Origin of the sequence: Clostridium simiarum, assembly GCF_018919175.1 — a bacterium.
Taxonomy (GTDB): Bacteria; Bacillota; Clostridia; order Clostridiales; family Clostridiaceae; genus Clostridium_L; species Clostridium_L simiarum.
In genome coordinates, this window is the sequence record NZ_JAHLQL010000001.1 from 387860 (window position 1) to 410496 (window position 22637).

The 22637-nt window shown below is 33.1% G+C and carries 19 protein-coding genes and 1 pseudogene; 13 read left to right on the plus strand and 7 right to left on the minus strand.

The features are described 5' to 3' along the window. The first annotated feature begins 54 nt into the window (after window positions 1–54). The gene (locus KQI89_RS01765; RefSeq protein WP_216455670.1) at window positions 55–915 is read left to right on the plus strand and encodes a pyridoxamine kinase; all 861 of its coding nucleotides are present in this window, start codon (window positions 55–57) and stop codon (window positions 913–915) included. Window positions 916–945: 30 nt separating this feature from the next. Beyond that, a complete protein-coding gene (locus KQI89_RS01770; protein WP_216455671.1) occupies window positions 946–1719 on the plus strand; it encodes an ECF transporter S component in 774 nt (257 codons plus the stop codon). A gap of 186 nt (window positions 1720–1905) precedes the next feature. Here the strand turns inward: KQI89_RS01770 and megL are convergent, their stop codons facing one another. After that, window positions 1906–3099 carry a methionine gamma-lyase gene (gene megL / locus KQI89_RS01775; RefSeq protein WP_216455672.1) on the minus strand — a complete coding sequence of 398 codons (1194 nt, stop codon included), beginning with the start codon at window positions 3097–3099 and terminating at the stop codon, window positions 1906–1908. A gap of 556 nt (window positions 3100–3655) precedes the next feature. On the opposite strand from megL, the gene KQI89_RS01780 reads away from it, so the two are divergent. The 4 genes and pseudogenes from KQI89_RS01780 to KQI89_RS17575 all read left to right on the plus strand — a co-directional run bounded on the left by KQI89_RS01780 (window position 3656) and on the right by KQI89_RS17575 (window position 9945). Next, window positions 3656–6109 (plus strand): collagen-like protein, encoded by a 2454-nt coding sequence (locus tag KQI89_RS01780; protein WP_216455673.1) that lies wholly within the window; start codon window positions 3656–3658, stop codon window positions 6107–6109. 453 nt (window positions 6110–6562) lie between these two features. Then, a pseudogene (locus KQI89_RS17570) lies at window positions 6563–8266 on the plus strand (collagen-like domain-containing protein); the annotation flags it as partial. Window positions 8267–8591: 325 nt separating this feature from the next. Then, a complete protein-coding gene (locus tag KQI89_RS01795; RefSeq protein ID WP_216455674.1) occupies window positions 8592–9668 on the plus strand; it encodes a tetratricopeptide repeat-containing glycosyltransferase family 2 protein in 1077 nt (358 codons plus the stop codon). A 169-nt stretch (window positions 9669–9837) separates the two neighbouring features. Beyond that, a complete protein-coding gene (locus KQI89_RS17575; protein ID WP_246582933.1) occupies window positions 9838–9945 on the plus strand; it encodes a hypothetical protein in 108 nt (35 codons plus the stop codon). Window positions 9946–10085: 140 nt separating this feature from the next. On the opposite strand, the gene KQI89_RS01805 is transcribed toward KQI89_RS17575, so the two are convergent. From KQI89_RS01805 to KQI89_RS01815, 3 genes are read right to left on the minus strand one after another with little or no spacing between them, the layout of a single operon-like run. After that, complete coding sequence (locus KQI89_RS01805; RefSeq protein WP_216455675.1) at window positions 10086–11066, minus strand: DUF4097 family beta strand repeat-containing protein; 981 nt, start codon at window positions 11064–11066, stop codon at window positions 10086–10088. Between the two features lie 15 nt (window positions 11067–11081). After that, complete coding sequence (locus tag KQI89_RS01810; protein ID WP_216455676.1) at window positions 11082–11738, minus strand: DUF1700 domain-containing protein; 657 nt, start codon at window positions 11736–11738, stop codon at window positions 11082–11084. Next, entirely contained in the window at window positions 11738–12052 is a 315-nt protein-coding gene (locus KQI89_RS01815) for a PadR family transcriptional regulator (RefSeq protein ID WP_216455677.1), read from the minus strand. Before KQI89_RS01815 ends, KQI89_RS01810 begins: the two co-directional genes overlap by 1 nt. Window positions 12053–12735: 683 nt before the next feature. Between KQI89_RS01815 and abc-f the strand changes: the two genes are divergently transcribed. Next, on the plus strand, window positions 12736–14640 hold the full coding sequence (gene abc-f / locus KQI89_RS01820) for a ribosomal protection-like ABC-F family protein (RefSeq protein ID WP_216455678.1): 1905 nt from the start codon (window positions 12736–12738) through the stop codon (window positions 14638–14640). A 264-nt stretch (window positions 14641–14904) separates the two neighbouring features. Here abc-f and KQI89_RS01825 read toward each other — a convergent pair whose 3' ends face one another. Beyond that, window positions 14905–15594, minus strand: coding sequence for a YjjG family noncanonical pyrimidine nucleotidase (locus tag KQI89_RS01825; protein ID WP_216455679.1), 690 nt, complete (start codon window positions 15592–15594; stop codon window positions 14905–14907). Between the two features lie 343 nt (window positions 15595–15937). Between KQI89_RS01825 and KQI89_RS01830 the strand changes: the two genes are divergently transcribed. Further along, on the plus strand, window positions 15938–16627 hold the full coding sequence (locus KQI89_RS01830) for a Crp/Fnr family transcriptional regulator (protein WP_216455680.1): 690 nt from the start codon (window positions 15938–15940) through the stop codon (window positions 16625–16627). Window positions 16628–16856: 229 nt separating this feature from the next. Further along, window positions 16857–16979, plus strand: coding sequence for a hypothetical protein (locus KQI89_RS17880; RefSeq protein WP_281418267.1), 123 nt, complete (start codon window positions 16857–16859; stop codon window positions 16977–16979). A 126-nt stretch (window positions 16980–17105) separates the two neighbouring features. On the opposite strand, the gene ppx is transcribed toward KQI89_RS17880, so the two are convergent. Further along, window positions 17106–18614 carry an exopolyphosphatase gene (gene ppx / locus KQI89_RS01835; protein WP_216455681.1) on the minus strand — a complete coding sequence of 503 codons (1509 nt, stop codon included), beginning with the start codon at window positions 18612–18614 and terminating at the stop codon, window positions 17106–17108. Window positions 18615–18897: 283 nt separating this feature from the next. Here ppx and KQI89_RS01840 point away from each other — a divergent pair, with 283 nt between their 5' ends. Together KQI89_RS01840 and KQI89_RS17885 are read left to right on the plus strand one after the other, a co-directional pair. Beyond that, window positions 18898–20193, plus strand: coding sequence for an L-cysteine desulfidase family protein (locus KQI89_RS01840; RefSeq protein ID WP_216455682.1), 1296 nt, complete (start codon window positions 18898–18900; stop codon window positions 20191–20193). A 113-nt stretch (window positions 20194–20306) separates the two neighbouring features. Further along, window positions 20307–20435 (plus strand): hypothetical protein, encoded by a 129-nt coding sequence (locus KQI89_RS17885; protein ID WP_281418268.1) that lies wholly within the window; start codon window positions 20307–20309, stop codon window positions 20433–20435. 198 nt (window positions 20436–20633) lie between these two features. On the opposite strand, the gene KQI89_RS01845 is transcribed toward KQI89_RS17885, so the two are convergent. Next, window positions 20634–21053 (minus strand): hypothetical protein, encoded by a 420-nt coding sequence (locus KQI89_RS01845; protein ID WP_216455683.1) that lies wholly within the window; start codon window positions 21051–21053, stop codon window positions 20634–20636. A 273-nt stretch (window positions 21054–21326) separates the two neighbouring features. Between KQI89_RS01845 and KQI89_RS01850 the strand changes: the two genes are divergently transcribed. Together KQI89_RS01850 and KQI89_RS01855 are read left to right on the plus strand one after the other, a co-directional pair. Further along, on the plus strand, window positions 21327–21836 hold the full coding sequence (locus KQI89_RS01850) for a DUF2179 domain-containing protein (protein ID WP_032121464.1): 510 nt from the start codon (window positions 21327–21329) through the stop codon (window positions 21834–21836). A gap of 71 nt (window positions 21837–21907) precedes the next feature. Next, the gene (locus KQI89_RS01855) at window positions 21908–22582 is read left to right on the plus strand and encodes a Crp/Fnr family transcriptional regulator (RefSeq protein WP_246582934.1); all 675 of its coding nucleotides are present in this window, start codon (window positions 21908–21910) and stop codon (window positions 22580–22582) included. Window positions 22583–22637 lie beyond the last annotated feature (55 nt).

Genomic DNA, 22637 nt, shown 5'->3' on the forward strand with positions numbered 1-22637 from the left:
AGTTTATTTGAAATGTAATTAATGGAGTGTGTATTGTAAAAAGGGGGATAAGAATTGGAAAAATTAAAAAGAGTTTTAGCTATTCATGACTTGTCAGGCTTTGGGAAATGTTCTTTGACAGTGGCATTACCTGTAATCTCAGTTGCAGGAATAGAGTGTACCTGTATGCCTACAGCAGTACTTTCTACCCATACAGGTGGATTTACAGGATATACTTTTAGAGATTTAAGTGAAGATATGTATCCTATGGCAAAGCACTGGGATTCACTGGGGTTAGACTTTGATGCTATATATGTTGGATATCTTGGTAGTTCCAGTCAAGCAAAATTAGTAGAAGATATTATAAAACTACTTAAAGATGAAAAAACTTTAGTAATAATAGATCCAGTAATGGCGGATAATGGAGAATATTATAAAGGTCTTAACCAAGACATGTGTAAAGGGTTCTTAGGGATTTGTGAGTTTGCTGATATAATAACACCAAACTTTACAGAAGCTACTTTATTATTAGGAGAAAAGTATATTGAACCGCCCTATACGTATGACTATGTAGAAGGTTTATTAAAACGACTTTCTGGTCTAGGCCCATCAAAAGTTGTACTAACTGGTGTATCATTTACAGATGGTGAAGTTGGTGCAGCCTCTTATGACAAAGAAACTAATGAAATTCATTATGCATCTACAACTAGAACACCAGGAAGTTATCACGGTACTGGAGACCTCTTTACCAGTGCCTTTTCATCTGCCATGATTAGAGGAATCACTATAGATAAATCAATAAAAATTGCAGTAGATATAGTTAAATCTTCAACTGATCTTACTTATAAAAGAGGAACTCCAACTAATTACGGGGTAGACTTTGAAAGTACATTGCCACAGTTTATTATGGACATTCAAAATAATCTTAATAAATAAACTTAATTTATAAATTTGGGGGGATTTAAAATGACTACAAGGAAAAAGGAGTTTTCTACAGGTTCTATGGTTCTAATTGGGCTTTTTGCTGCTCTTTGTTATGTTGCATTGTTCTTTAAGATACCAATTCCATCACCTGTAGGTAAACCATTTTTGCACATGGGAAATATGTTTGTAATATTAGCTGCACTTCTTTTTTCAGGGACTATTGGAGGGGTTTCAGGGTCTATTGGAATGGGACTCTTTGACTTAATGAATGGTTATGCATCTAGTGTTCCAAAAACTGTTTTATTAAAGTTTGGTATTGGGGTAATCGTAGGTGGGGTGTCATCAAAAGGGAATAAAGATGATGCAAAGTCACCAATAAAGTGGATAGCTATTGCTTCAAGTCTTCTTATTGTAATAGGTATAGCTCTTTTCGCTGTATCAGCAACTTTTGGTAATGAAGTGGCAGTGTCAGGAATTGAAAAGAAACTAGTAATTAATCCTGTACTATATATATTCTCACTTATTCTTGGAGTAGCCTTAGGAGCTATATGTATTGTATCTAAGAATCTGTCTGTTAAACTTCAATATGCCATCCTAGGTGCAGTGGCAGGTATAGCTTTTAACCTAATTGGAGAGTTCTTATTTGGAGTAGTAACTCTTTTACTTGCAGGTAGTAGCTTTATTCCTGCGGTTCTAAGCTCAGCTGTGAGCTTACCTGCAACTCTTATAAATGGTTCATTCTCTATATTTGTTGCTGTTGCACTTTATATTCCATTATCTAAATCTGTATTAAAATCAAAATTTAATTTATCTTAGATTCTTATTTTAGCCTACTATGTATTTAGTAACCTTTTGATAAAGGTCAGTATCTAAATTTTCTCACTAACATTTTAGAAACGCAATATTATAATTTTTTAGCATAAGAAAAAGCTAGTAAGAGTATAACTTACTAGCTAATTTTTTAATATTAAATAATTTTATCATGTATACTATTTAATATGTTTACTTTATTTTTCCTATTGCTTGTTCTAAGTCAGTTATTATGTCATCAGCATCTTCAAGACCTACAGATATTCTTACAAGACCATCTGTTATTCCAGCTTTTACTCTTTCTTCTTGAGGAATTGGTGAGTGTGTCATGGAAGCTGGATGTTCTATCAAAGTTTCTGTATCTCCAAGGCTTACACATAGAGAACATAGTTTAACATTATTCATAATCTGTCTTCCAGCCTCTACGCCACCTTTTACTTCAAAGCTTAATACAGCTCCAAATTTTTTCATCTGTTTTTTAGCAAGCTTGTACTGAGGATGATCCTCTAAACCTGGATACATTACCTTTTCTACCATAGAATGATTTTTCAGATATTTAGCTACCTTCATGGCATTTTCGCAGTGCCTATCCATTCTAACACCTAGTGTCTTTAATCCTCTTATTATAAGCCATGCATTAAAGGGACTAATACAAGCTCCAGTAATATCTTTTATACCCACAAATCTTACCTGATCTATATATTCTTTATTACCTATTACAAGACCTGCCACAACATCACCATGTCCATTTATATATTTTGTAGCACTATGCACCACCACATCTGCTCCAAGTTCTAAAGGCCTTTGACCATAAGGAGATAAAAATGTATTATCTACCATTAAAATAGCATCATGATCATGAGCTATTTTTGAACATCCCTCTATATCTATTAAATCCAAAGTAGGATTAGCAGGAGTTTCTATATACACTATCTTAGTGTTTGGTCGCATCGCTCTTTCAATATTATCTAATGATTTAGCATCTACAAAAGTAACGTCTATACCAAATTTTTTAGCTTGTTCATTTAAAAGTGCAAAGGTACATCCATATAAAGCATCAGATGCTACTATGTGATCTCCTGTACTACAGATTGTCCATATAGCTGATGCAATAGCACCAATACCAGAGGCAGTAGCTATACAAGCTTCCCCACCTTCTAAGGCTGCAACCTTTTCTTCAAGTTGAGCTTGAGTGGGATTACCTAGTCTTGTATATATATAACCTTCTTCCTCTAAAGCAAACCTTCTAGCTCCTTGTTCTGCACAGTCAAATACAAAGGTGGAAGTCTGATATATAGGAGTAGATAAAGCCCCAGTTAATGGATCGCAATGTGTTCCAGCATGAATAATTTTTGTGTTATACCCCGAATTTTCTAATTTAACCATAGTGAAATTTGTCCCCCTTTTCATATTTAAAAATTTGGAATATGTTAAATAATTTTAAAATATTGCCAGTATTTTTAAGTACCCACAAATTTATTATATCATTAATAAAAGAAATATGAAAACGTTTTAAAGGGTTTTGGTGTTAATTAGAACTATTATGAAATAGATTCAATTTTCATAACAAATCTCCTTGTACTATTATTTTGTATAATCCTACTATACATGATTTCCCTAATTCTTCTCTAATTGTCTTACTAAAATTTTTATTAAACAATTAAAGAATATTCTTAATTTAACAAGTTATAAGTGTATATTAAATTATAAACTATTCCTATACCAAAGATAAGGCTAATCTAAAATAAAACCCATAATAGTGTGAGTAACAATGTATGTAAGGAGATAAAAAATGTACAAGAGCTAATTTATGTTAAAAGAATGAAATTTTAGAGGTTTTTATCTTACATTTTATGACACGCTTTTTCATTTACAAAAGCATATATTATAATGAGTGATTTAAATCACTATATTTGTAATTGTAGGAGGGTGAAAGTAAAATATGTCGAAATATCCGTTTGATAGCTGCGACAATGATTTAGAAGATGGTTATTATATTATTCTGGATGATAATGATTTAGAAGATAATTTTTATATTATTTTAGATGATAGTGACGAGAATTCAGGTATAACTTTAGATAAATCAAAATGTAAAAAGAGGTGTAACTGTAAAAAATACTACGATTGTTATAAATGTTGTTGCGCAACCGGAGCCACAGGACCTAGAGGGCCAATTGGTCCAACAGGAGGGACTGGACCTAGAGGACCCATTGGTCCTACAGGCAGTACTGGACGTACTGGGGCTACAGGGCCCAAAGGAGATAAAGGTGCAACAGGAGTAACAGGACCGGCAGGAGCTACAGGGCCCAAAGGAGATAAAGGTGCAACAGGAGTAACAGGACCGGCAGGAGCTACAGGATTGAAAGGAGATAAAGGTGCAACAGGAGTAACAGGACCTGCAGGAGCTACAGGATTGAAAGGAGATACTGGTGCAACAGGAGTAACAGGGCCTGCAGGAGCTACAGGATTGAAAGGAGATACCGGTGCAACAGGAGTAACAGGACCTGCAGGAGCTACAGGATTGAAAGGAGATACCGGTGCAACAGGAGTAACAGGACCGGCAGGAGCTACAGGATTGAAGGGAGATACCGGTGCAACAGGAGTAACAGGACCAGCAGGAGCTACAGGATTGAAGGGAGATACCGGCGCAACGGGAGTAACAGGACCGGCAGGAGCTACAGGATTGAAGGGAGATACCGGCGCAACGGGAGTAACAGGACCGGCAGGAGCCACAGGATTGAAAGGAGATACCGGTGCAACAGGAGTAACAGGACCGGCAGGAGCCACAGGATTGAAAGGAGATACCGGTGCAACAGGAGTAACAGGGCCTGCAGGAGCTACAGGATTGAAGGGAGATACCGGCGCAACGGGAGTAACAGGACCGTCAGGAGCTACAGGATTGAAAGGAGATACCGGTGCAACAGGAGTAACAGGACCGGCAGGAGCTACAGGATTGAAGGGAGATACTGGTGCAACAGGAGTAACAGGGCCTGCAGGAGCTACAGGATTGAAAGGAGATACCGGTGCAACAGGAGTAACAGGGCCTGCAGGAGCTACAGGATTGAAGGGAGATACCGGCGCAACGGGAGTAACAGGACCGTCAGGAGCTACAGGATTGAAAGGAGATACCGGTGCAACAGGAGTAACAGGACCGGCAGGAGCCACAGGATTGAAAGGAGATACCGGTGCAACAGGAGTAACAGGACCAGCAGGAGCCACAGGATTGAAAGGTAATACAGGTGCCACAGGGTTGACTGGTGATACAGGTCCTACAGGAGCAGTAGGTGATACAGGAGCCACCGGGCCAACAGGACCAACAGGAATAGCAGGACCAATAGGACCAACAGGTTTAACAGGAGATACAGGACCAACAGGAGCAGTAGGTGATACAGGAGCCACTGGACCTACTGGGCCAAGAGGAATAGCAGGACCAACAGGACCAACAGGTTTAACAGGAGATACAGGACCAACAGGAGCAACCGGTGATACAGGAGCCACTGGAGCCACAGGAGCCACAGGATTAAAAGGCGATACAGGTCCAGCTGGAGCAGTAGGTGCTACTGGAGCTACTGGAGCAACAGGTGCAACAGGTGCAACAGGATTAGCTGGTATAGTAGGAGCCACAGGTTTAAAAGGTGATAAAGGCTCAACTGGAGCAACAGGTGATACAGGACCAACAGGGGCAAAAGGAACAACAGGTCCAACGGGAGCTACAGGCTTGACGGGAGATACAGGACCAACAGGAGCAGTAGGTGATACAGGAGCCACCGGACCAACAGGACCAACAGGAGTAGCAGGACCAACAGGACCAACAGGTTTAACAGGAGATACAGGACCAACAGGAGCAGTAGGTGATACAGGAGCTACTGGACCTACGGGACCAAAAGGGGCAACAGGTCCAACGGGAGCAACAGGGTTAACAGGTGATACAGGTCCAACGGGAGCAATAGGCGATACCGGACCTACCGGACCAACAGGACCACAGGGATTAGCTGCATATGCCTATATTTACAATTTATTGGCTCAAGATGTTGAATTAGAAAAAGATGTGATTTTTAGTGCTAACGGTGTCATTGTAGGTGATATTTCTCATACGCCTGGAACAGCTACAATTACTATTGGCACCGCAGGAGATTATGCTATTTGGTTTCATGTTTCAGGTGTACAACCAAACCAGTTTGCTGTTTTCCAAAATGGGGATGCTGTTACCGGAGCTATTTACGGCTCTGGTGCGGGAACTCAGCCAAACACAGGTATGGTAATTGTCACTGCAGCAGAAGGAGATGCTTTAACCTTGAGAAATCATACAAGTGCTGCTGCAGTTACTTTACAAACGCTAGCAGGTGGAACAGAAATTAACGCAAATGCCTCTATATTAATTCAAAAGATAAGCTAGTTAAATCTATCCACAAGCAAATCGAAAAATAATATACTCTAGATAATTGATATTCTAGGCACCATTTCATTAAGAAATAGGTGCCTTAGTTTGCGTGTTGTAAGTTGTAAATGAAACTCTATATAGAAATATTGTTAGCAAAAATAATATTGTATATTATGATCTAGAAATTATAGAGTGTATTTACAATTACATGGCTTTGCTGGATGTATAATATCTATAAGAATCTATAGATTTAATTTAGTTTTTAAATTGTTCAATATAACTTTAATTATTAAAAATTTATAGAAGCACATATTTTATATACATAACATAATATATACTACAACAAGGATTAGACAAAAAAACAGTTTTTTCGAATTATAGTTATAAACTTTGGAGGTATTGCATTTTATGAATATAGATAATTTTGAAATTGAAGAAGTTGCATTGGATATAACTGCTAATGATATTGGACCAACAGGACCAACAGGTCCAACAGGAGCAACTGGAGCCACAGGCCCAACAGGAGAAACAGGAGCCACTGGAGCAACAGGGGTAACAGGCCCAACAGGAGCCACAGGGCGTACTGGAGCAACTGGTACAACTGGACCAGCAGGGGCAACTGGACCTGCTGGAATAGCGGGACCTACAGGAGCCACAGGCCCAACAGGAGCCACAGGACGTACTGGAGCAACAGGATCTACAGGATCATTTGGTCCAACTGGTGATACAGGAGCCACAGGAGCCACAGGTCCAATTGGCCCAACAGGAGCAACTGGACGTACTGGGGCTACAGGTCCAATAGGAGCCACAGGACCTACTGGTTCTACAGGAGCAACAGGAGCAACAGGAGGAATTGGAAATACAGGTTCAACAGGGCCTACAGGATCAACAGGAGTAGCAGGGCCAACAGGACCAACCGGACCAACAGGTGTGGGGGTTACAGGGCCAACTGGCTCAACAGGAGCCACAGGATCTACTGGTTCCACTGGAGCCACTGGGGCAATTGGACCAACTGGATCTACTGGAGCAACAGGTGATATTGGAATCACAGGAGCTACAGGTCCAACAGGTCCTACTGGTATCGGAGTAACAGGACCAACAGGTTTAACAGGAGCTACAGGTGCCACAGGAGCTGTAGGAGATACGGGGGCAACAGGACCAACTGGTCCAACAGGTTCAGCTGGGCCAACCGGATCAACAGGCCCTACTGGAGCAACTGGTGTTACTGGAGCAACAGGAGATACTGGAGCAACGGGAGCTACTGGAACTACAGGGGCAACAGGTCCAACAGGTGTAACAGGAGCCACAGGTGATATCGGAATTACGGGTCCAACAGGTCCAACAGGTCCTACTGGTATTGGGGTAACAGGAGCAACAGGCGTAACGGGAGCAACAGGGGCAACAGGTGACATTGGAAATACTGGAGCTACAGGGCCAACCGGAGCAACCGGAGCAACTGGTCCTACGGGATCAACTGGGGGAACAGGAGCAACCGGAGCAACAGGTGATATTGGAGATACTGGAGCTACAGGGCCAACAGGAGCAACCGGAGATATTGGGCCAACAGGTCCAACAGGAGTAACAGGAGCAACTGGTGCAACAGGAGATATTGGAGATACAGGGGCAACAGGAGCAACAGGAGCCACAGGAGCCACAGGAGCCACAGGAGCAACAGGAGCTACTGGTGACACAGGAGCAACAGGAGCAACAGGAGATACTGGAGCAACAGGAGCTACAGGAGCCACAGGAGCAACAGGAGCTACTGGTGCAGGAAGTGCACTATCTTCAACACAATCAAGTAGCTCAACAAATCTTCCCCTTACTACTGAAGTATCTGTACTATCTCTTCCATTAACTACTGCTGCTGGACAGACTTTAAAGGTGGATTCAATGGCAGAAGTAGAAATAACAACAGACGTGCTTACTCCTTATCAATATACTATCACTTACAATCTATATTTAGATGGAGTTGTGATTTCTACAGTAACTGTTGAGAAAAATGAAGATAATGTTCCATTAGCTACACGTATTTTAGGGGAAATTCCTAACTTGACATGGATAAGCACTCCTTCGGCAGGTTCACACACTTACGAAGTTCGTATTACAGTTACAGGAACTAATATTGCAAGTGCTACTGCATTAACTAGAGCATTAAATATAATAAGCTTTTAATGATAGATTATGATAAAGTTGTAACTTTTAAGATAGATATTCACACAATATTATTTTAACCAATTAATTTAGAAATCAGTGACAGAGGTATAGTTACCTCTGTCATTTACTTTCAATAATTAGTAGTAAGAACTCTATAGACTAAGTATTTTTAATTTAAATAATACATAAGTAAACAAATGTTTTATACTATAACATTATATAAATACTCTTAAAAATCAGGAGATTCAACAATTTATTTATTAATTCGATCCCTTTAAGTATAAATCACAAAATTAAATGTCCTATCATAGTATATAATAGAAATTTGTTTTGGGGTGATTAGATGATAACTATCAGTTTATGTATGATTGTTAAAGATGAAGAGGATGTTATAGATAGATGTTTAGACTGTGTAAAAGATATTGTGGATGAAATAATAATAGTAGATACTGGATCAACTGATAACACAAAAGAAATTATTAAAGAATACACAGATAAAGTGTTTGATTTTCAATGGATTGATGATTTCTCAGCAGCAAGAAATTATGCATTTTCTAAAGCTACAAAGGACTATATTCTTTGGTTAGATGCTGATGATGTTATTTTTGAAAAAGACAGAGAAAAGTTTAAAGAGCTAAAACAAAACTTAGATAATAAAATTGATGCAGTAATGATGAAATATAATGTAGGCTTTGATGAAGATGGAAATGTTACTTTATCATATTTTAGAGAACGTTTATCAAAGAGAATAAAGAATTATCAATGGATGGAACCCGTTCATGAGTATCTAAAAGTAGATGGAAATATAATAAACTCTGATATTTGTATAACTCATAAAAAAGAACGTATACCTATTAAGGGGAGAAATTTATCTATTTACCAAAAGACTATATCTAAAGGTGAAGATTTAAGCCCTAGAGGCATTTATTATTACGCCAGAGAACTATATTATAACGGAAATTATGATGAGGCCATAAAATATTTTGAAGAGTTTTTAAATACTGGAAAGGGCTGGATAGAAGATAATATAAACGCTTGCTATATTCTTTCAACTTGTTATAATAATAAAAATGATCAAAAAAAGATGCTAGAGATTTTATTAAAGAGTTTTGAATATGATACTCCAAGGGCTGAGATTTGTTGTCAACTTGGAGCTTACTATTTTAATAATAAAGATTATAAAAGAGCTATCTTTTGGTATAAGTTAGTTCTAGATCTAGAGAAACCAATTGATGGTTGGGGTTTCATATCTCATGATTATTGGGGTTATATCCCATGCATACAACTATGTGTATGTTATGATAAACTTGGAAACACAGAGGAAGCCATAAAGTATAATAATAAAGCTGAAGAATACAAGCCAAAAGATCCCTCAGTAGCATATAACAAAAATTACTTTAAAAGTATTAGTGAAAGATAGATCCTATATAAAAGTAACTTATAGATAATCTCCAAATATGGAATTCATCTTTCAGGAGTTTTATAAAAAGTTAAAGGAGAAAGTCTTATAATATAGAAAAACCTAAAATATTTACATTGAAGGTTTTTCTCTTATTATTTTCTATTGTATATTTCTTGGTTTTGTTTATATGAAAACTAGAAATCTTTGGTCTGTTATAATTATTCATTTAATCAATAATTACTTAGCCATAGATGCTACTAATTCCTATGAAACAGTAATCACATCAAAAGATTAAATATTAAGTATAATATTTAATGTTATGATATTTCTCCCATTCTTATTTACTAAAGAATATAAAGGAGATTTAACTATAGAAGAATTTAAAAGTTCACTATAATAAAGTATCCTCAAACTTTTAAGTTTGAGGATACTTTATTATTTTATTCTTATATCGCCAGAAGTAGTTTTTATATTTAATTTGCACTTATCAGATCCTACTACTCCTTTTATTTGGTGTTCTTTTTTCACTTCTAGTGTTATAGGTTTATTTAGGGCTATGTCTCCAGAGGTACTGGAAGCGTTAACGAAAAATTCTGCATTGCTCGGTGTTATAAGGTCTACTTTACCGGATACAGAAATTATGTTAATATCTCCAGAAGGCATGTCATTATAATATAAATAAGAATCTCCAGAGGTAGATTTAAGGGATAAATTACCTTCAATAGAGTCAATTTTAATATTCCCAGAAGTAGTTTTAATTTGATTGTTATCACTTTTTAATTTATCAATTTTTAAATCTCCTGAAGTAGAGCCGAAATCAAAGCTTTTCACTGTAATTTCTCCAGCATTTATGGTGCCAGAGGTTGTACTTATATTAAAACTATTTAGATTTAAAGTTTCTATAGCCACATCAGAAGAGGTTGACTTTATATATAAGTTATTAACATAACTCTCAGGTATAAATACTTCTAGTGTTAGATTTTCTGAGTAGGAAGAGGGACCTATAAAAGATTTACCTTGTGACTTTATATATATGGTGTCTTTTTCTTCTGTCATATCTAATTTAGGAGTAGATACTTCTTGGGTTGACTTTATATAACCTTTTAATGTTGCTTTTACATTGTGGTCATCAGATATTAATATCCTAATGTCTGCACTAACCGTATCAATTTTAATGTTATTTGTAGAAGACATGTCAATGGATTTTTCCTCATCTACCTCATAAGAGTACTTATAAATAAAGTCACTCCAATGTCCATCAACATTAATATTTACATTAGAATGAAAATCCTTAAACAGATTATAAAAACTAAACCCAGAAGAATTTATAATCATGCCAGCAATTCCATAACAAACAAAAACCGTACATAACAGATATAAAGTAGCTTTTTTAATAAATTTATTATTTTTAAACATTTATTATCCTCCTTCCTATCTCTTTGTTAAACTTGATATACAAGAAAAGAATTTTGATGTTCCTAAGTTTAAAAATTTCATTAAATATAAAATTCCTATAAAAAATAGTGCCCCTAAAGCCATGGTTCCAATACCGGCAAATAACATTGCGGGCATTGGTATCATTGATATATTAGGAAGAGATATTATTTCAAATCCTAATATAGTAGTACCTAATATTCCTGCTAAGGATAGTGCAAAGCCTGCGATTACAATGGCTACTGCCGCTGCAAATAAGCCTACTAGAGTACCATATAAACCTAGTATGATTCCAAGGGAGGGTAAGATTATAAAAGGAATCAAAAGTAACAATAGTAGCCACTTAGGAGCCTTGTTTGGAGTGTAGGAATATTGAGATCTGTCATCATTATTAGTAGCAGTTTTTTGCTTATTATTACTTTTATCATAATTGTTATTTTGATTCTCATTAATCACTGTAACTCTATTGCTTTTATAGTGTCTTGCTATATCTAAAGGATTTCCAAGTTCTTCAATTATTTCATCATCAGTTTTGCCATTTTCTCTACCTAAAATGAAATGTTCTTCATAATCATAAAGAATTTCTCTTTTTTCATCCATAGAGAAACCTTGAAGATTTTTGCCTAATATTTCTAGAAATTCATTTTGTTTCATTACTTATCCTCCTTTACGATGGTGCTTACCGCTTTAACGAAATCAAACCATTCTGTTGTTAATTTGTTTTTGGTTTCATGTCCCAGCTCAGTTAATTTATAATACTTTCTAGGTGGACCTTCCTGGGATTCTTGAAGATATGTGGTGAAATAACCTTCTTGGGTTAATCTTCTTAATATAGGGTATATAGTTCCGTCTGATATCTGAATATTTTTGGATATTTCATTTACTAGCTCGTAACCATAACAATCTTTTTCTGAAAGTACAGACAGAACACAGAGCTCTAAAACACCCTTCTTTAGTTGTACATTCATTCAATCACCCCTTAATCTATATTTTAATTATATAATAAGATTACTGTTTATAAAAAGTCTAAATAATTTTTAACTTTAGCTATAATATATCATATGGTATTATACATTGCAAGATACTAAATTATAAATTATACGATTACTAAAGATTTTATTCTTGTTACACTAGAGCATAAAGAAAAACAGCTTTAAAAGTTTTATTAAAACTAGAACCATCTTCAAAATCATAATTAATTAAATTAAGAAACTATAGAGCATTTACAATAATAATAAATCATGGTATTATATAGTAAATAAAAATAAAGGGGGTAAATGTAAGCTATGACACCATCAATTGCTAAAATTAATTTAAATTAATATTTTTATAAGAGAGTTGTTTTAAACCTTAATTTTTAAAGGTTTATTTGTAGTACTCTTTTGTAAGTTAGGCAATGAGAAAGTAGCTTACTTTACTAAAATATGAACTGAAATTTAGCTTTAAAAATCAGCATACTTATGAAAATGTTTCGTATAATTTTATTGAGGCTTCATTTTGTGCAATATTATTTTTATGGCTTTAAATAGTTTTGATTTTAGACTGTAAGAGGATTATATTTCTTACAGTTTTTTTATTTATAAAGAAAATTATATAGCTATGAAAGGATTACCTAATCTATAAAAGAGTAGATGATTAGGAGGATTTTATTATGATGGAATTATCGTTAAATAATGTGATGAAGTATTTAGATGCTAACTTAATTTTTACTAATATATCTTTTAAGATTTATGATAATGAAAAGGTAGGTTTAGTAGGTGTAAATGGAAGTGGTAAAAGTACTATTTTAAAATTAATAGCAGGCATTGAAAAAATCACAAGGGATGATAAGGGATGGATTTCTATGCCTAGAGGAAAGTCAGTTGGATATCTTCAGCAAGTACATCAATATCCTGATAATTTTAAAGTGTTTGATGTTTTAAACTTAGCATTTAATGAACTTGAAGTTATGGAAAAAGAAATCACATTGTTAGAAGAAGAAATGAAGCATTTAGAAGGATTAAATTTGGAAAAAACTTTAGAAAAGTATAGTAATATTCAGCAAGAATACGAAATCAAAGGAGGATACGAAAAACAAGAAAAATTAAGTAAAGTATGTACAGGACTTAAATTTGATGATAGGTTTCTTAATAAAGAATTTAGTATATTAAGTGGAGGAGAGAAAACCACAGTAGCTCTTGGAAAGATCTTATTAGAAAGTCCAGATATATTGTTGTTAGATGAGCCTACAAATCACTTAGATATGGATTCTGCAGAGTGGCTTGAAAATTATTTAAAAAGCTACAAAGGAATTGTTATTATAGTGTCTCATGATAGGTATTTTTTAGATAATGTAGTAAAAAAAATTATAGAAATAGAGGATATGGAATGTGAAACCTATAATGGTAATTATTCAGATTTTGTGAAGCAAAAAGAAGAAAATTTACTTTTGCAGTTTCATCAGTTTAAAGAACAGCAAAAGCAGATTAAAGCTATGGAAAATTCTATAAAAAATTTAAGGGATTGGGCTTTAAGAGCGGATAATAATAAATTCTTTAGAAGAGCTATGAGTATACAAAAAAAGCTTGATAAAATGCAGAAAATTGATAAACCTAAATCTGAAAGACAAAATATGAAGTTAAATTTTAACAGGACAGAAAGATCTGGAAATCAGGTTATATTTGCAGAGAACTTGAGTAAAAGTTATAAAGATAAGGTTTTATTTACGGATTCAGATTTATTAATTAATTTTGCTGAAAGAGTTGCATTAATTGGAGCTAATGGAAGTGGTAAAACAACCTTTTTAAAGATACTATTAGGTGAAGAGAGTCCAGATAAAGGTGCTGTTACTGTAGGGAATAGTGTTAGGATAGCATATCTTCCTCAAAATGTGACTTTTAATGATGAGGAGGCAACTGTACTTGAGTGTTTTAGAGAAGATATCACCATACTTGAAGGAAAGGCAAGAGAGTACCTATCAAAGTTTATGTTCTTTGGTGGTAATGTTTTTAAGAAGGTAAAGCATTTATCTGGTGGAGAAAGAGTTAGACTAAAATTAAGCAAACTTTTATATGAAAATATTAATTTATTAATATTAGATGAGCCCACTAATAATCTTGATATAGATTCCATTGAAACCTTAGAGGAAGCACTAGAAGATTTCAAAGGTACTATACTGTTTATTTCTCATGATAGATATTTTATAAATAAAATGAGTAATAGGATAATAGCTATTGAGGACAAAAGATTTAAAAACTACCTTGGTAATTATGAGTATTATAAAGAAGAAAAAAGTAAGCAGAAGCTTCAGTATATGGAAAAGCAAAAAGTAAATAAAGAAAAAACTAAAAAGGCAACAAAGGTAGATGAAAATAAGAAAAGGGAACAGAAAATAGAAAAATTAGAAAAGAAAATAGATAGCCTAGAGGAGGAAATAAGAAAAATAGATAAAAAAATGAACTTATTAATAGAAAATTATAGTGAGCTTAACGAATATTATAGTAAAAAAGAAGAACTTAAAAAACAATTAGATGATACCATTGAGGCCTGGGCAACTTGTAGTTCATTTTTAGAATAAAAGTGTACAATAATAAAGAATAACCTCCAGTTATTGCTAAACCTGTAGTTGTGGAAATAACTGGAGGATTCTTTTGTGCTAATTCTAAAGTGATTCATAATAGCCTGTTTCTTAATTTATTCCATGGGTGGAATTTCCAACACCCCCACACACTCTGTGAAAAACATTTAGATAAAATTAAAGATTTTCGTTCACTGCTGGAGTATTGTATTTAGTATAGTCTTCATTAATTAACTCCACATGAAGCTTAGAATCACTTAATATCTATTTTTTAAGTATAGCCTTAAGTTCCATCAAATTAGAAATTTCATAAGTAGGTTTTATTGAGGTCTCATTTACAATTTTATTAGGATTAAACCAGCAGGTATCTATACCAGAATTTATGCCCCCTTGTATATCAGAGGTTAAACTATCTCCTACTATTAATACGGTGCTTTTGTTAGTATGCTTTATATTATTTAAAGCATGTTCAAATATTCTAGGATCTGGCTTTGATACCTGAACCTCCTCAGATATCACTATATCATCAAAGTATTTTGCTATAATAGATTTTCTTATTCTAGTATCCTGAACCTCCGTAAGACCATTGGTAATTATAGAAAGTTTATAATTTTTATACAGACTTTCTACAAGGCCCATACTATCATGGTATAAAAAAGATGCCAAAGACAAATGCCTCATATATGATTTTGCAAATAGAACTTCATCAAATCCAGAATTTAATCTATCCGACAATCTTTTAAATCTTTCAATTTTCAATTTTTTTTGAGTAATAAGTCCATCTTCAAGCTCTTTCCATATAGCTCTATTTACATCTTTGTATACCTTCAAATGATAATTTTCATCATACTCTATATTAAATTCAAGCATAGTATTTTTAAGAGCATCTCTTTCAGATTTTTTAAAATCAAATAAAGTCTCATCTGCATCAAATATTATAGTGTCGTATTTCATAATAAGCCCCCCATATAGTTTATTTTTCTAATTATAACATACAAACTTTTTTATAAAAAAGTCTTAAAATATTGAGCAATCTAAAATGAAATTATGAAAAAACCTAATTATTTTTTCTTTTTTAAATCTATTAAGGATCATTGGAAACAACCCAAAATGTCTACCAGGCTAGACATAGTCAGTTTGCTAAAGAAAGCCACTTCTAGGAAGGTGGAACTCTATTTATAAGGGGTAAGTTTTTATACATATGTACATTGATCCTAATGATTTACAATACTTTATAAATAAATTATAATATGTCATATAAATTTGAATATGACATATGTCATGTTAAGGAGGATTTATGAAAAGAATTTCGGACAATAATCTTTTGAGCCATTATATTGCTAGGCATAATATAGAAAACATACTTGATAAAGATATATTAAAATATGCACAACTTCATTTTTATGAAAAAGATGAATATATATTAGAAGCAGAGTCTAATCTTGAATACTACTATTTGCTTGTAGATGGGAAAATCAAAATATCGTATCTTTTTGAAAATGGTAAATCAATGCTTTTAAAGTTTTATAAAGAGTTTAATTCAATAGGAGACTTAGAACTTTTAAAAAACATTCCTATACTCTGCAACATTGATGCAATAGAGGATACTTATTTAATAGCAATACCTTCAGATATACTTAGAAAAAAATATTTAGATAATCTAAAGTTTTTACATTATTTAATAGACTCTTTAAGCGAAAAACTTTATGCAACCATTAATAATAGTTCATACAACTTTGTGTATCCTCTTATAAATAGGTTATCTACCTATTTGGTTGAGCATATAACAGATAAAAACTATATACTTTTAAACTCATCATTAAAAGAAATTGCTCAATTCTTAGGTACAACTTATAGGCACTTAAATAGAACCTTTAAAGAGCTTGAATTAAAATCAATTATAAAATATGAGGATAAAAAAATATATATATTAGATGAGGATAAACTTCGAAAATTATCTAAAAATCCTTATATAAAACCTTTATGATGTAAGATGAATAGTGCGGAAGGTTTTTCCACGTAGGTATATGAAATATTTTTTATTAACATCCTTTATTCCATATTCAGCAGTTAAAAGACATAAATATTCCTTACAATGCAGTAAGTCAATGATGTTTTAGAAAATAGAAATATTATTATACACAGATATTAAGATAAGGTTTATAGAAAATAAAATAGATATTTTAGAGGAGAAGATAGGAAAAATAGATGAAAAGATGAACTTATTAATTGAAAATTATAATGAGCTTAACAAATATTATAGTAAAAAAGAAGAACTTAAAAAAGAATTATATGATACCATTGAAGTCTGGGCAACTTGTAGTTCTTTTGTAGAATAAAAGTTAATAATAACAAAGAATAACCTCCAGTTACTGCTAATCATCTGATTGTGGAAATAACTGGAGGATTCTTTCGTGGTTAATGCTAAAGTGATTTATGTGTTTTTATAAGGAATTAATAATATTTTATTCTTTAACTATAAATAGTTTTTTATTATAGATTTGATTAAATTTATCTGTAGCTTTTAAAGCTTCATTTATCTCTAAATCTATATCTCTAGAAGAGGTTAACTTTAAGGTTACAGAGTCCTTTTCTATAACAGTATTAATGTTAGTTACAGATTTTAACATGGTTCTATCTAATCCTTCAGCAATCCTTAATAGAACACCTATTCTCTTAATATTAAGAACATCTAATTGATTTATTATGCCGCTAAATTGACATATACTTATATCAAAGTCATTGTTTCTATGATAAGCAGATGCATAGGCACTCATTACCAATTCCTTGTGGGTTAGTCCGTTTATATGAGAGTTCATTAATATATAGAAAGAATGCTTATGATGGTTATAATATCTTATACTAATTCCACAATCATGTAGAATAGCTCCTGTTTTTAATATGTTTTTAAAGGAATCATCTAAATGATGTAAAGATTTTAAGTCATCAAAGAGCTTATCAGTTAATCTATAAACGTTATATGCATGATCTCTATTAATGTAATGACTTTCTAAAACTCCTTCAATGGAGGATTCTAGAATATCTTCTTTTGGCTTATAATTATCCTTTATATGTTCATATAAAACACCCTCCCTTAAACCCTTGCCGCTTACTACCATATTATCTATTTTGAGTAAATCAATTATAACATTTAATGATGAAACTGCAGCTACAAATATATCCGCTCTTTCACTAGATAATCCCTCTATTTTCATTCTTTGTTTCAGACTTTTACTTTTAACAAGGTGATAAATATCATGTACAGCTGAGGAGTCCATTGTATAGTTGTGAGCAATATCTAAAGGATACTTTTTCCTTTTTCTATCTATTTTTCCTATGTTTCTTATAGAACCTCCAATACCTATGAGGTTATCAAACTTTGTTTGAAAAAGCCAAGAAATCTTTTCAAATTCATTTTTAAGAAACCTTTTCAAATCATCATCATTTTGAGGGGTTACCACATCTTCCACACCGAATCTTCTAGTTAAGTTTACAGCACCAAAGGGCAGGCTTAATCTTTCCTTTACGATGTTATCTTTTATCCAAGCAAGCTCAATGCTAGAACCACCTATATCCATCATTAAAGAATTCTTGGTATATATGCTATTTATTACAGCCATGCAATCATAATCAGCCTCTTCTTCACCACTTAAAACCCTAATATCTACATTAACTTTCTCTTTAACCTTATTAAGAAAGGATTCTTTATTATTTGCGGTTCTAACAGCTTCTGTGGCTACGATTATAACCTTTTCAACCTTTAAGGCTTCACATATATTTTTAAAGGAATCTAAAGTTTTTATTGTTTTTTGGATTTTATCTTCAGATAATTCTCCACTTATTTCTACATCCTCTCCTAGTCTTATGGTTTCTTTTATTTCATCTATAATATGAAAAGAGCCACTCTCATTTATTTGAGATAGAACCAATCTTACTGAGTTTGACCCTATATCTATAATCCCAAGTTTTTCCATTGTATCCTGTACTCCTTTTTGTGAATTTTAACTATATAACTATATTATTTTATTATATAGTTTTTTTCAATATGATTAACCTTAAGAAAACATTAATATTTATCTATAGATAATTTAAATTAAAAAAGAGAAGATTCCATAGAGAGCATTAAGAGGAATATGTTACTGCTTATATTAAAAAATAACTTTGGTCATAAGAATTAGCTAAGGTCAATTGAATTAAGTTTTTTAATTTGATATCATAATAATAGAAAACAATTACATGGGGAAAAGGAGAAAATTTATGGGGTTTAATAAATATGTTAATTTGCTTAAAAGAGAACTAACGCCTGCCTTAGGATGTACAGAACCCATAGCGGTGGCTTATGCTAGTGCAAAAGCTCGAGAGATTCTAGGTAGTATCCCAGAAAGAGTAGAGGTTTTGGTAAGTGGTAATATTCTTAAAAATGGAATGGGTGTTGGAATACCTAAGACTAAAATGACAGGTCTTGATATAGCCGCTGCTTTAGGGCTTATAGGAGGCAATGCAGAGGCTAAGTTAGAAGTGCTTAAAGATATAGAAGATAAACATATAGAAGAAGCAGTTAATTATTTAAAAGAAAACAGACTAAAGGTGAAGTTAAAAGATGTTAAAAATAAGTTGTATATTGAAATAGTATGTTTTGATGGACAGAATGAATCTAAGGTTATAATTAAAGATAAGCATACAAATATTGTACATATTTCTTTAAATGAGGATTTAATATATGAGAAAAAGGATGATGAGGTTAAAGAGTGCAATAATTGTAATGAGCAAGAAGAGAAAAAAGAAGAAGTAAGTTTAACTATAGATTGTATATATGATTTTTCTCAAAAGGTAAAGTTTGAAGATATAAAATTCCTTTTAGAGGGAGCGAAGATGAATAGAAGAGTAGCTCAAGAGGGAATAGAAAAAGACTATGGACTAAGGGTGGGAAAAGTATTCTATGAAAGCATAGGCAAAGGAATTTTTGCAGACAGTATTGAATCCTATGCAATAGCTATAACCTCCGCTGCTGTAGATGCAAGAATGGATGGTTGTATATTCCCAGTTATGACTACTGCTGGGAGTGGGAATCAAGGATTAACCTGTACTTTACCGGTGGTAGCTGTGGCAGAAAAACTGGAGAGCAGCGAAGAAAATTTTGCTAGGGCATTAGCTATAAGTAATTTGATTACCATACATATAAAAAGTTATTTAGGGAGATTGTCCGCACTATGTGGATGCGGTGTTGCAGCAGCAATAGGTTCAAGCTGTGCTATTACTTATCTTTTAGGTGGAGATAAAAAAGCCATAAATCATTCTGTTAAAAATATGATAGCGGGTCTTTCGGGAATGATTTGTGATGGAGCGAAACAAGGCTGTGCATTAAAGATATCAACTTCAGTAAGTTCAGCTATACAATCGGCGGTTTTAGCTATAAATGATATAGAAGTATCCTGTAAGGATGGAATAATACATGATTGTGTTGAACAAACAATTAAAAACTTAGGAAACCTAGGAATAGAAGGAATGGTTGATACTGATAGGGTTATTTTAAATATGATGGTTTGCAAATAATTTTATATATAAAAAAGCTTACGTTGAAGTGAATCTATTCATAATGTAAGCTTTTTTAAAGTAAATGAATATTTTCCACGGAGACTAGGAAAGATAATTGTGGAGGTGGAGAGATGCCAACGAAATCAGAAAAGAAAAAAAGAAATGATAATAAAACTAAAAACTCCAAATCAGCAAATCCAATTACTATGGATGTAGAAACTAATATGAATAAACCTGTAAGGGGACTTCCTAATAAGTAATGGATATATAAGTCTTCTTTAATAAGTATTAAAAAATTAGACGATAACAAGGAACTGAGCATTATTATACTAAAAAGACCGTTAAATTTTTATTTTAAAACGGTCTTTTTAGTTTATTTATTCCAGTATTACAGAATACTTTTTATATGTTAAACTTAGGGGATAACGTCAAGTTTACAGGTATAAGTTGGCAAGTGTTTAATAGTCATCATCATAATAGTCATAATCATCATAATAATCATCATCATAATAATAGTTATCGTAGTAATAAGGGGCGTTATAGAAAAAAGGTACATTATGAAAATGACCAGGGAAACCATGACCAGGAAAATGTCCACCATCAAATTGACCGGGAAAATGTCCACCACCATGTGCTCCACCAAAGCCACCACCATGTCCGCCGCCGAATCCGCCACCATGTGCTCCACCAAAGCCACCACCATGTCCGCCGCCGAATCCGCCACCATGTGCTCCACCAAAGCCACCACCATGACCGCCACCGAATCCGCCACCATGTCCGCCGCCAAAGCCACCTCCTCCATGGCGCATATTTATGTTCCTATCAATTAATTCATCCTCTAATAGACGAGGATCTACAGGATCTTGGAAAGCATACATAGGGCTATAACCATAAGGAATTGGATAATAATACATTCACTATACCTCCATAATATTAAGTACAGTATTATAGTATTAAATTAATAAAGAAGTGTTACTGTAGTAAAAAGCTAAATATAATGGAAGTATTTAAGTTATAAAAATTTTCAATTAAAATGAAACAAAAAATTATTATATAGGGATAATAAAAACAGGGATATATGATATAATAATCATTACAATATTAGAGAAGATTTGAGAGGAGGTAGCTAGTAATTAGACTAGCAAAGATTTATGTGGTATTATGTTTTAATATTTTTTGCAAAGATACTAGAAGTATCACTTATGACCTTAAGAACTGTGCTTATAACTAGAGGAGAAAGATTATACGGAGCTATTATAGGTTTTTTTGAGGTTAGCATTTGGCTTTATGTGGTTAGCTCCGTGTTGGTGGGAATAAGAGAAGATCCAATTAGAATGGTTGTTTATGCTCTTGGATTTGCTTTTGGAAATTTTCTAGGATCTTTATTAGAGGAAAAATTAGCATTGGGGCTTTTAACCATAAGCATAGTAGCTTCAGAAGAGGATGCTGAGGTTATAGCAGAAGCCCTTAGAAATGATAACTTAGGACTTACCCTAGTAGAAGCAGAGGGAATAAATGAAAAGAAAAAAATGATTATTATACATGTAAAGAGAAAAAGAAAAAGAGATGTTATAAAGCTAATAGAAAGCACCAATAAAAATGCAGTAATATCTATTGCTGATACTAAAACAGTTTACGGTGGATATGGTATAAAAAAATAAAACTTAGTAAAGTATAGCAGGTTATCTTTGAATAATAGATATTGTATCGGGGTGGTAATATAAAAAGATATTTGAAGGAATTTGAATCTCTTGAATTAACAAAAGATTTAAACTATGAGCTTTTAAATAGATTTATTCATTGTTGCAATATTATAGAACTTAAGAAATCAATGCATCTTTTTAGAGAAAAGGATGAAGTTGATGATATATTCATTGTATTAACAGGAAAGGTAACTTTATACAGAAATTCTGAAAGTGGACAAAAAAGAGTTATATTTATACTTTCAGAAGGTGAAATTATAAATGAAGTTATTTTAGATGAAATTCCAGCATCTATTACCTGTGAAGCCTTTGAAGACAGTATTATAGTGGCTATAAAGAGGGGGAAATTTATAAGCTTTATGAAAGAGGATTTTGCTTTTAATGAAAAAGTAATTAAAAGTATGTCAAAAAAGATTCGAAAGCTTTATAGACAATTAAAAAATACTGTGCCAGTAAAAATAGAAAAAAAGCTAGCAGCTAAACTGTGGAAACTATCAAGAGATTACGGAGAAGAAACAGAAAAGGGAACTCTTATAAATTTAAAAATTACAGTTACATATTTATCTGAAATGCTCGGTAGTTCTAGAGAAACAGTATCTAGAGCTATAAAGCAACTAGAGCTTATGGAATTAATAGAATTTAAAGAAAAAAAGTTATTTATTAAAGATAGAGAAAATTTAGCAAAATACTTTAAGGGTATGTGATAAAAATCACATACTTTTTTTTGCTGCAATTTTACAATAAATATGTAAGTTACAT

Bases quoted from the DNA above. Each gene is read 5' to 3' on its own strand.
- KQI89_RS17885 (WP_281418268.1), top strand. From the start codon at position 20,307: ATGCCAACGAAATCAGAAAAGAAAAAAAGAAATGATAATAAAACTAAA.
- abc-f (WP_216455678.1), top strand. From the start codon at position 12,736: ATGATGGAATTATCGTTAAATAATGTGATGAAGTATTTAGATGCTAAC.
- KQI89_RS01810 (WP_216455676.1), bottom strand. From the start codon at position 11,738: ATGAAACAAAATGAATTTCTAGAAATATTAGGCAAAAATCTTCAAGGT.
- ppx (WP_216455681.1), bottom strand. From the start codon at position 18,614: ATGGAAAAACTTGGGATTATAGATATAGGGTCAAACTCAGTAAGATTG.
- KQI89_RS17880 (WP_281418267.1), top strand. From the start codon at position 16,857: ATGAACTTATTAATTGAAAATTATAATGAGCTTAACAAATATTATAGT.
- KQI89_RS01805 (WP_216455675.1), bottom strand. From the start codon at position 11,066: ATGTTTAAAAATAATAAATTTATTAAAAAAGCTACTTTATATCTGTTA.
- KQI89_RS01795 (WP_216455674.1), top strand. From the start codon at position 8,592: ATGATAACTATCAGTTTATGTATGATTGTTAAAGATGAAGAGGATGTT.
- megL (WP_216455672.1), bottom strand. From the start codon at position 3,099: ATGGTTAAATTAGAAAATTCGGGGTATAACACAAAAATTATTCATGCT.
- KQI89_RS01825 (WP_216455679.1), bottom strand. From the start codon at position 15,594: ATGAAATACGACACTATAATATTTGATGCAGATGAGACTTTATTTGAT.
- KQI89_RS01845 (WP_216455683.1), bottom strand. From the start codon at position 21,053: ATGTATGCTTTCCAAGATCCTGTAGATCCTCGTCTATTAGAGGATGAA.
- KQI89_RS01850 (WP_032121464.1), top strand. From the start codon at position 21,327: ATGTGGTATTATGTTTTAATATTTTTTGCAAAGATACTAGAAGTATCA.
- KQI89_RS01815 (WP_216455677.1), bottom strand. From the start codon at position 12,052: ATGAATGTACAACTAAAGAAGGGTGTTTTAGAGCTCTGTGTTCTGTCT.
- KQI89_RS01830 (WP_216455680.1), top strand. From the start codon at position 15,938: ATGAAAAGAATTTCGGACAATAATCTTTTGAGCCATTATATTGCTAGG.
- KQI89_RS01840 (WP_216455682.1), top strand. From the start codon at position 18,898: ATGGGGTTTAATAAATATGTTAATTTGCTTAAAAGAGAACTAACGCCT.
- KQI89_RS01780 (WP_216455673.1), top strand. From the start codon at position 3,656: ATGTCGAAATATCCGTTTGATAGCTGCGACAATGATTTAGAAGATGGT.
- KQI89_RS17575 (WP_246582933.1), top strand. From the start codon at position 9,838: ATGAAAACTAGAAATCTTTGGTCTGTTATAATTATTCATTTAATCAAT.
- KQI89_RS01770 (WP_216455671.1), top strand. From the start codon at position 946: ATGACTACAAGGAAAAAGGAGTTTTCTACAGGTTCTATGGTTCTAATT.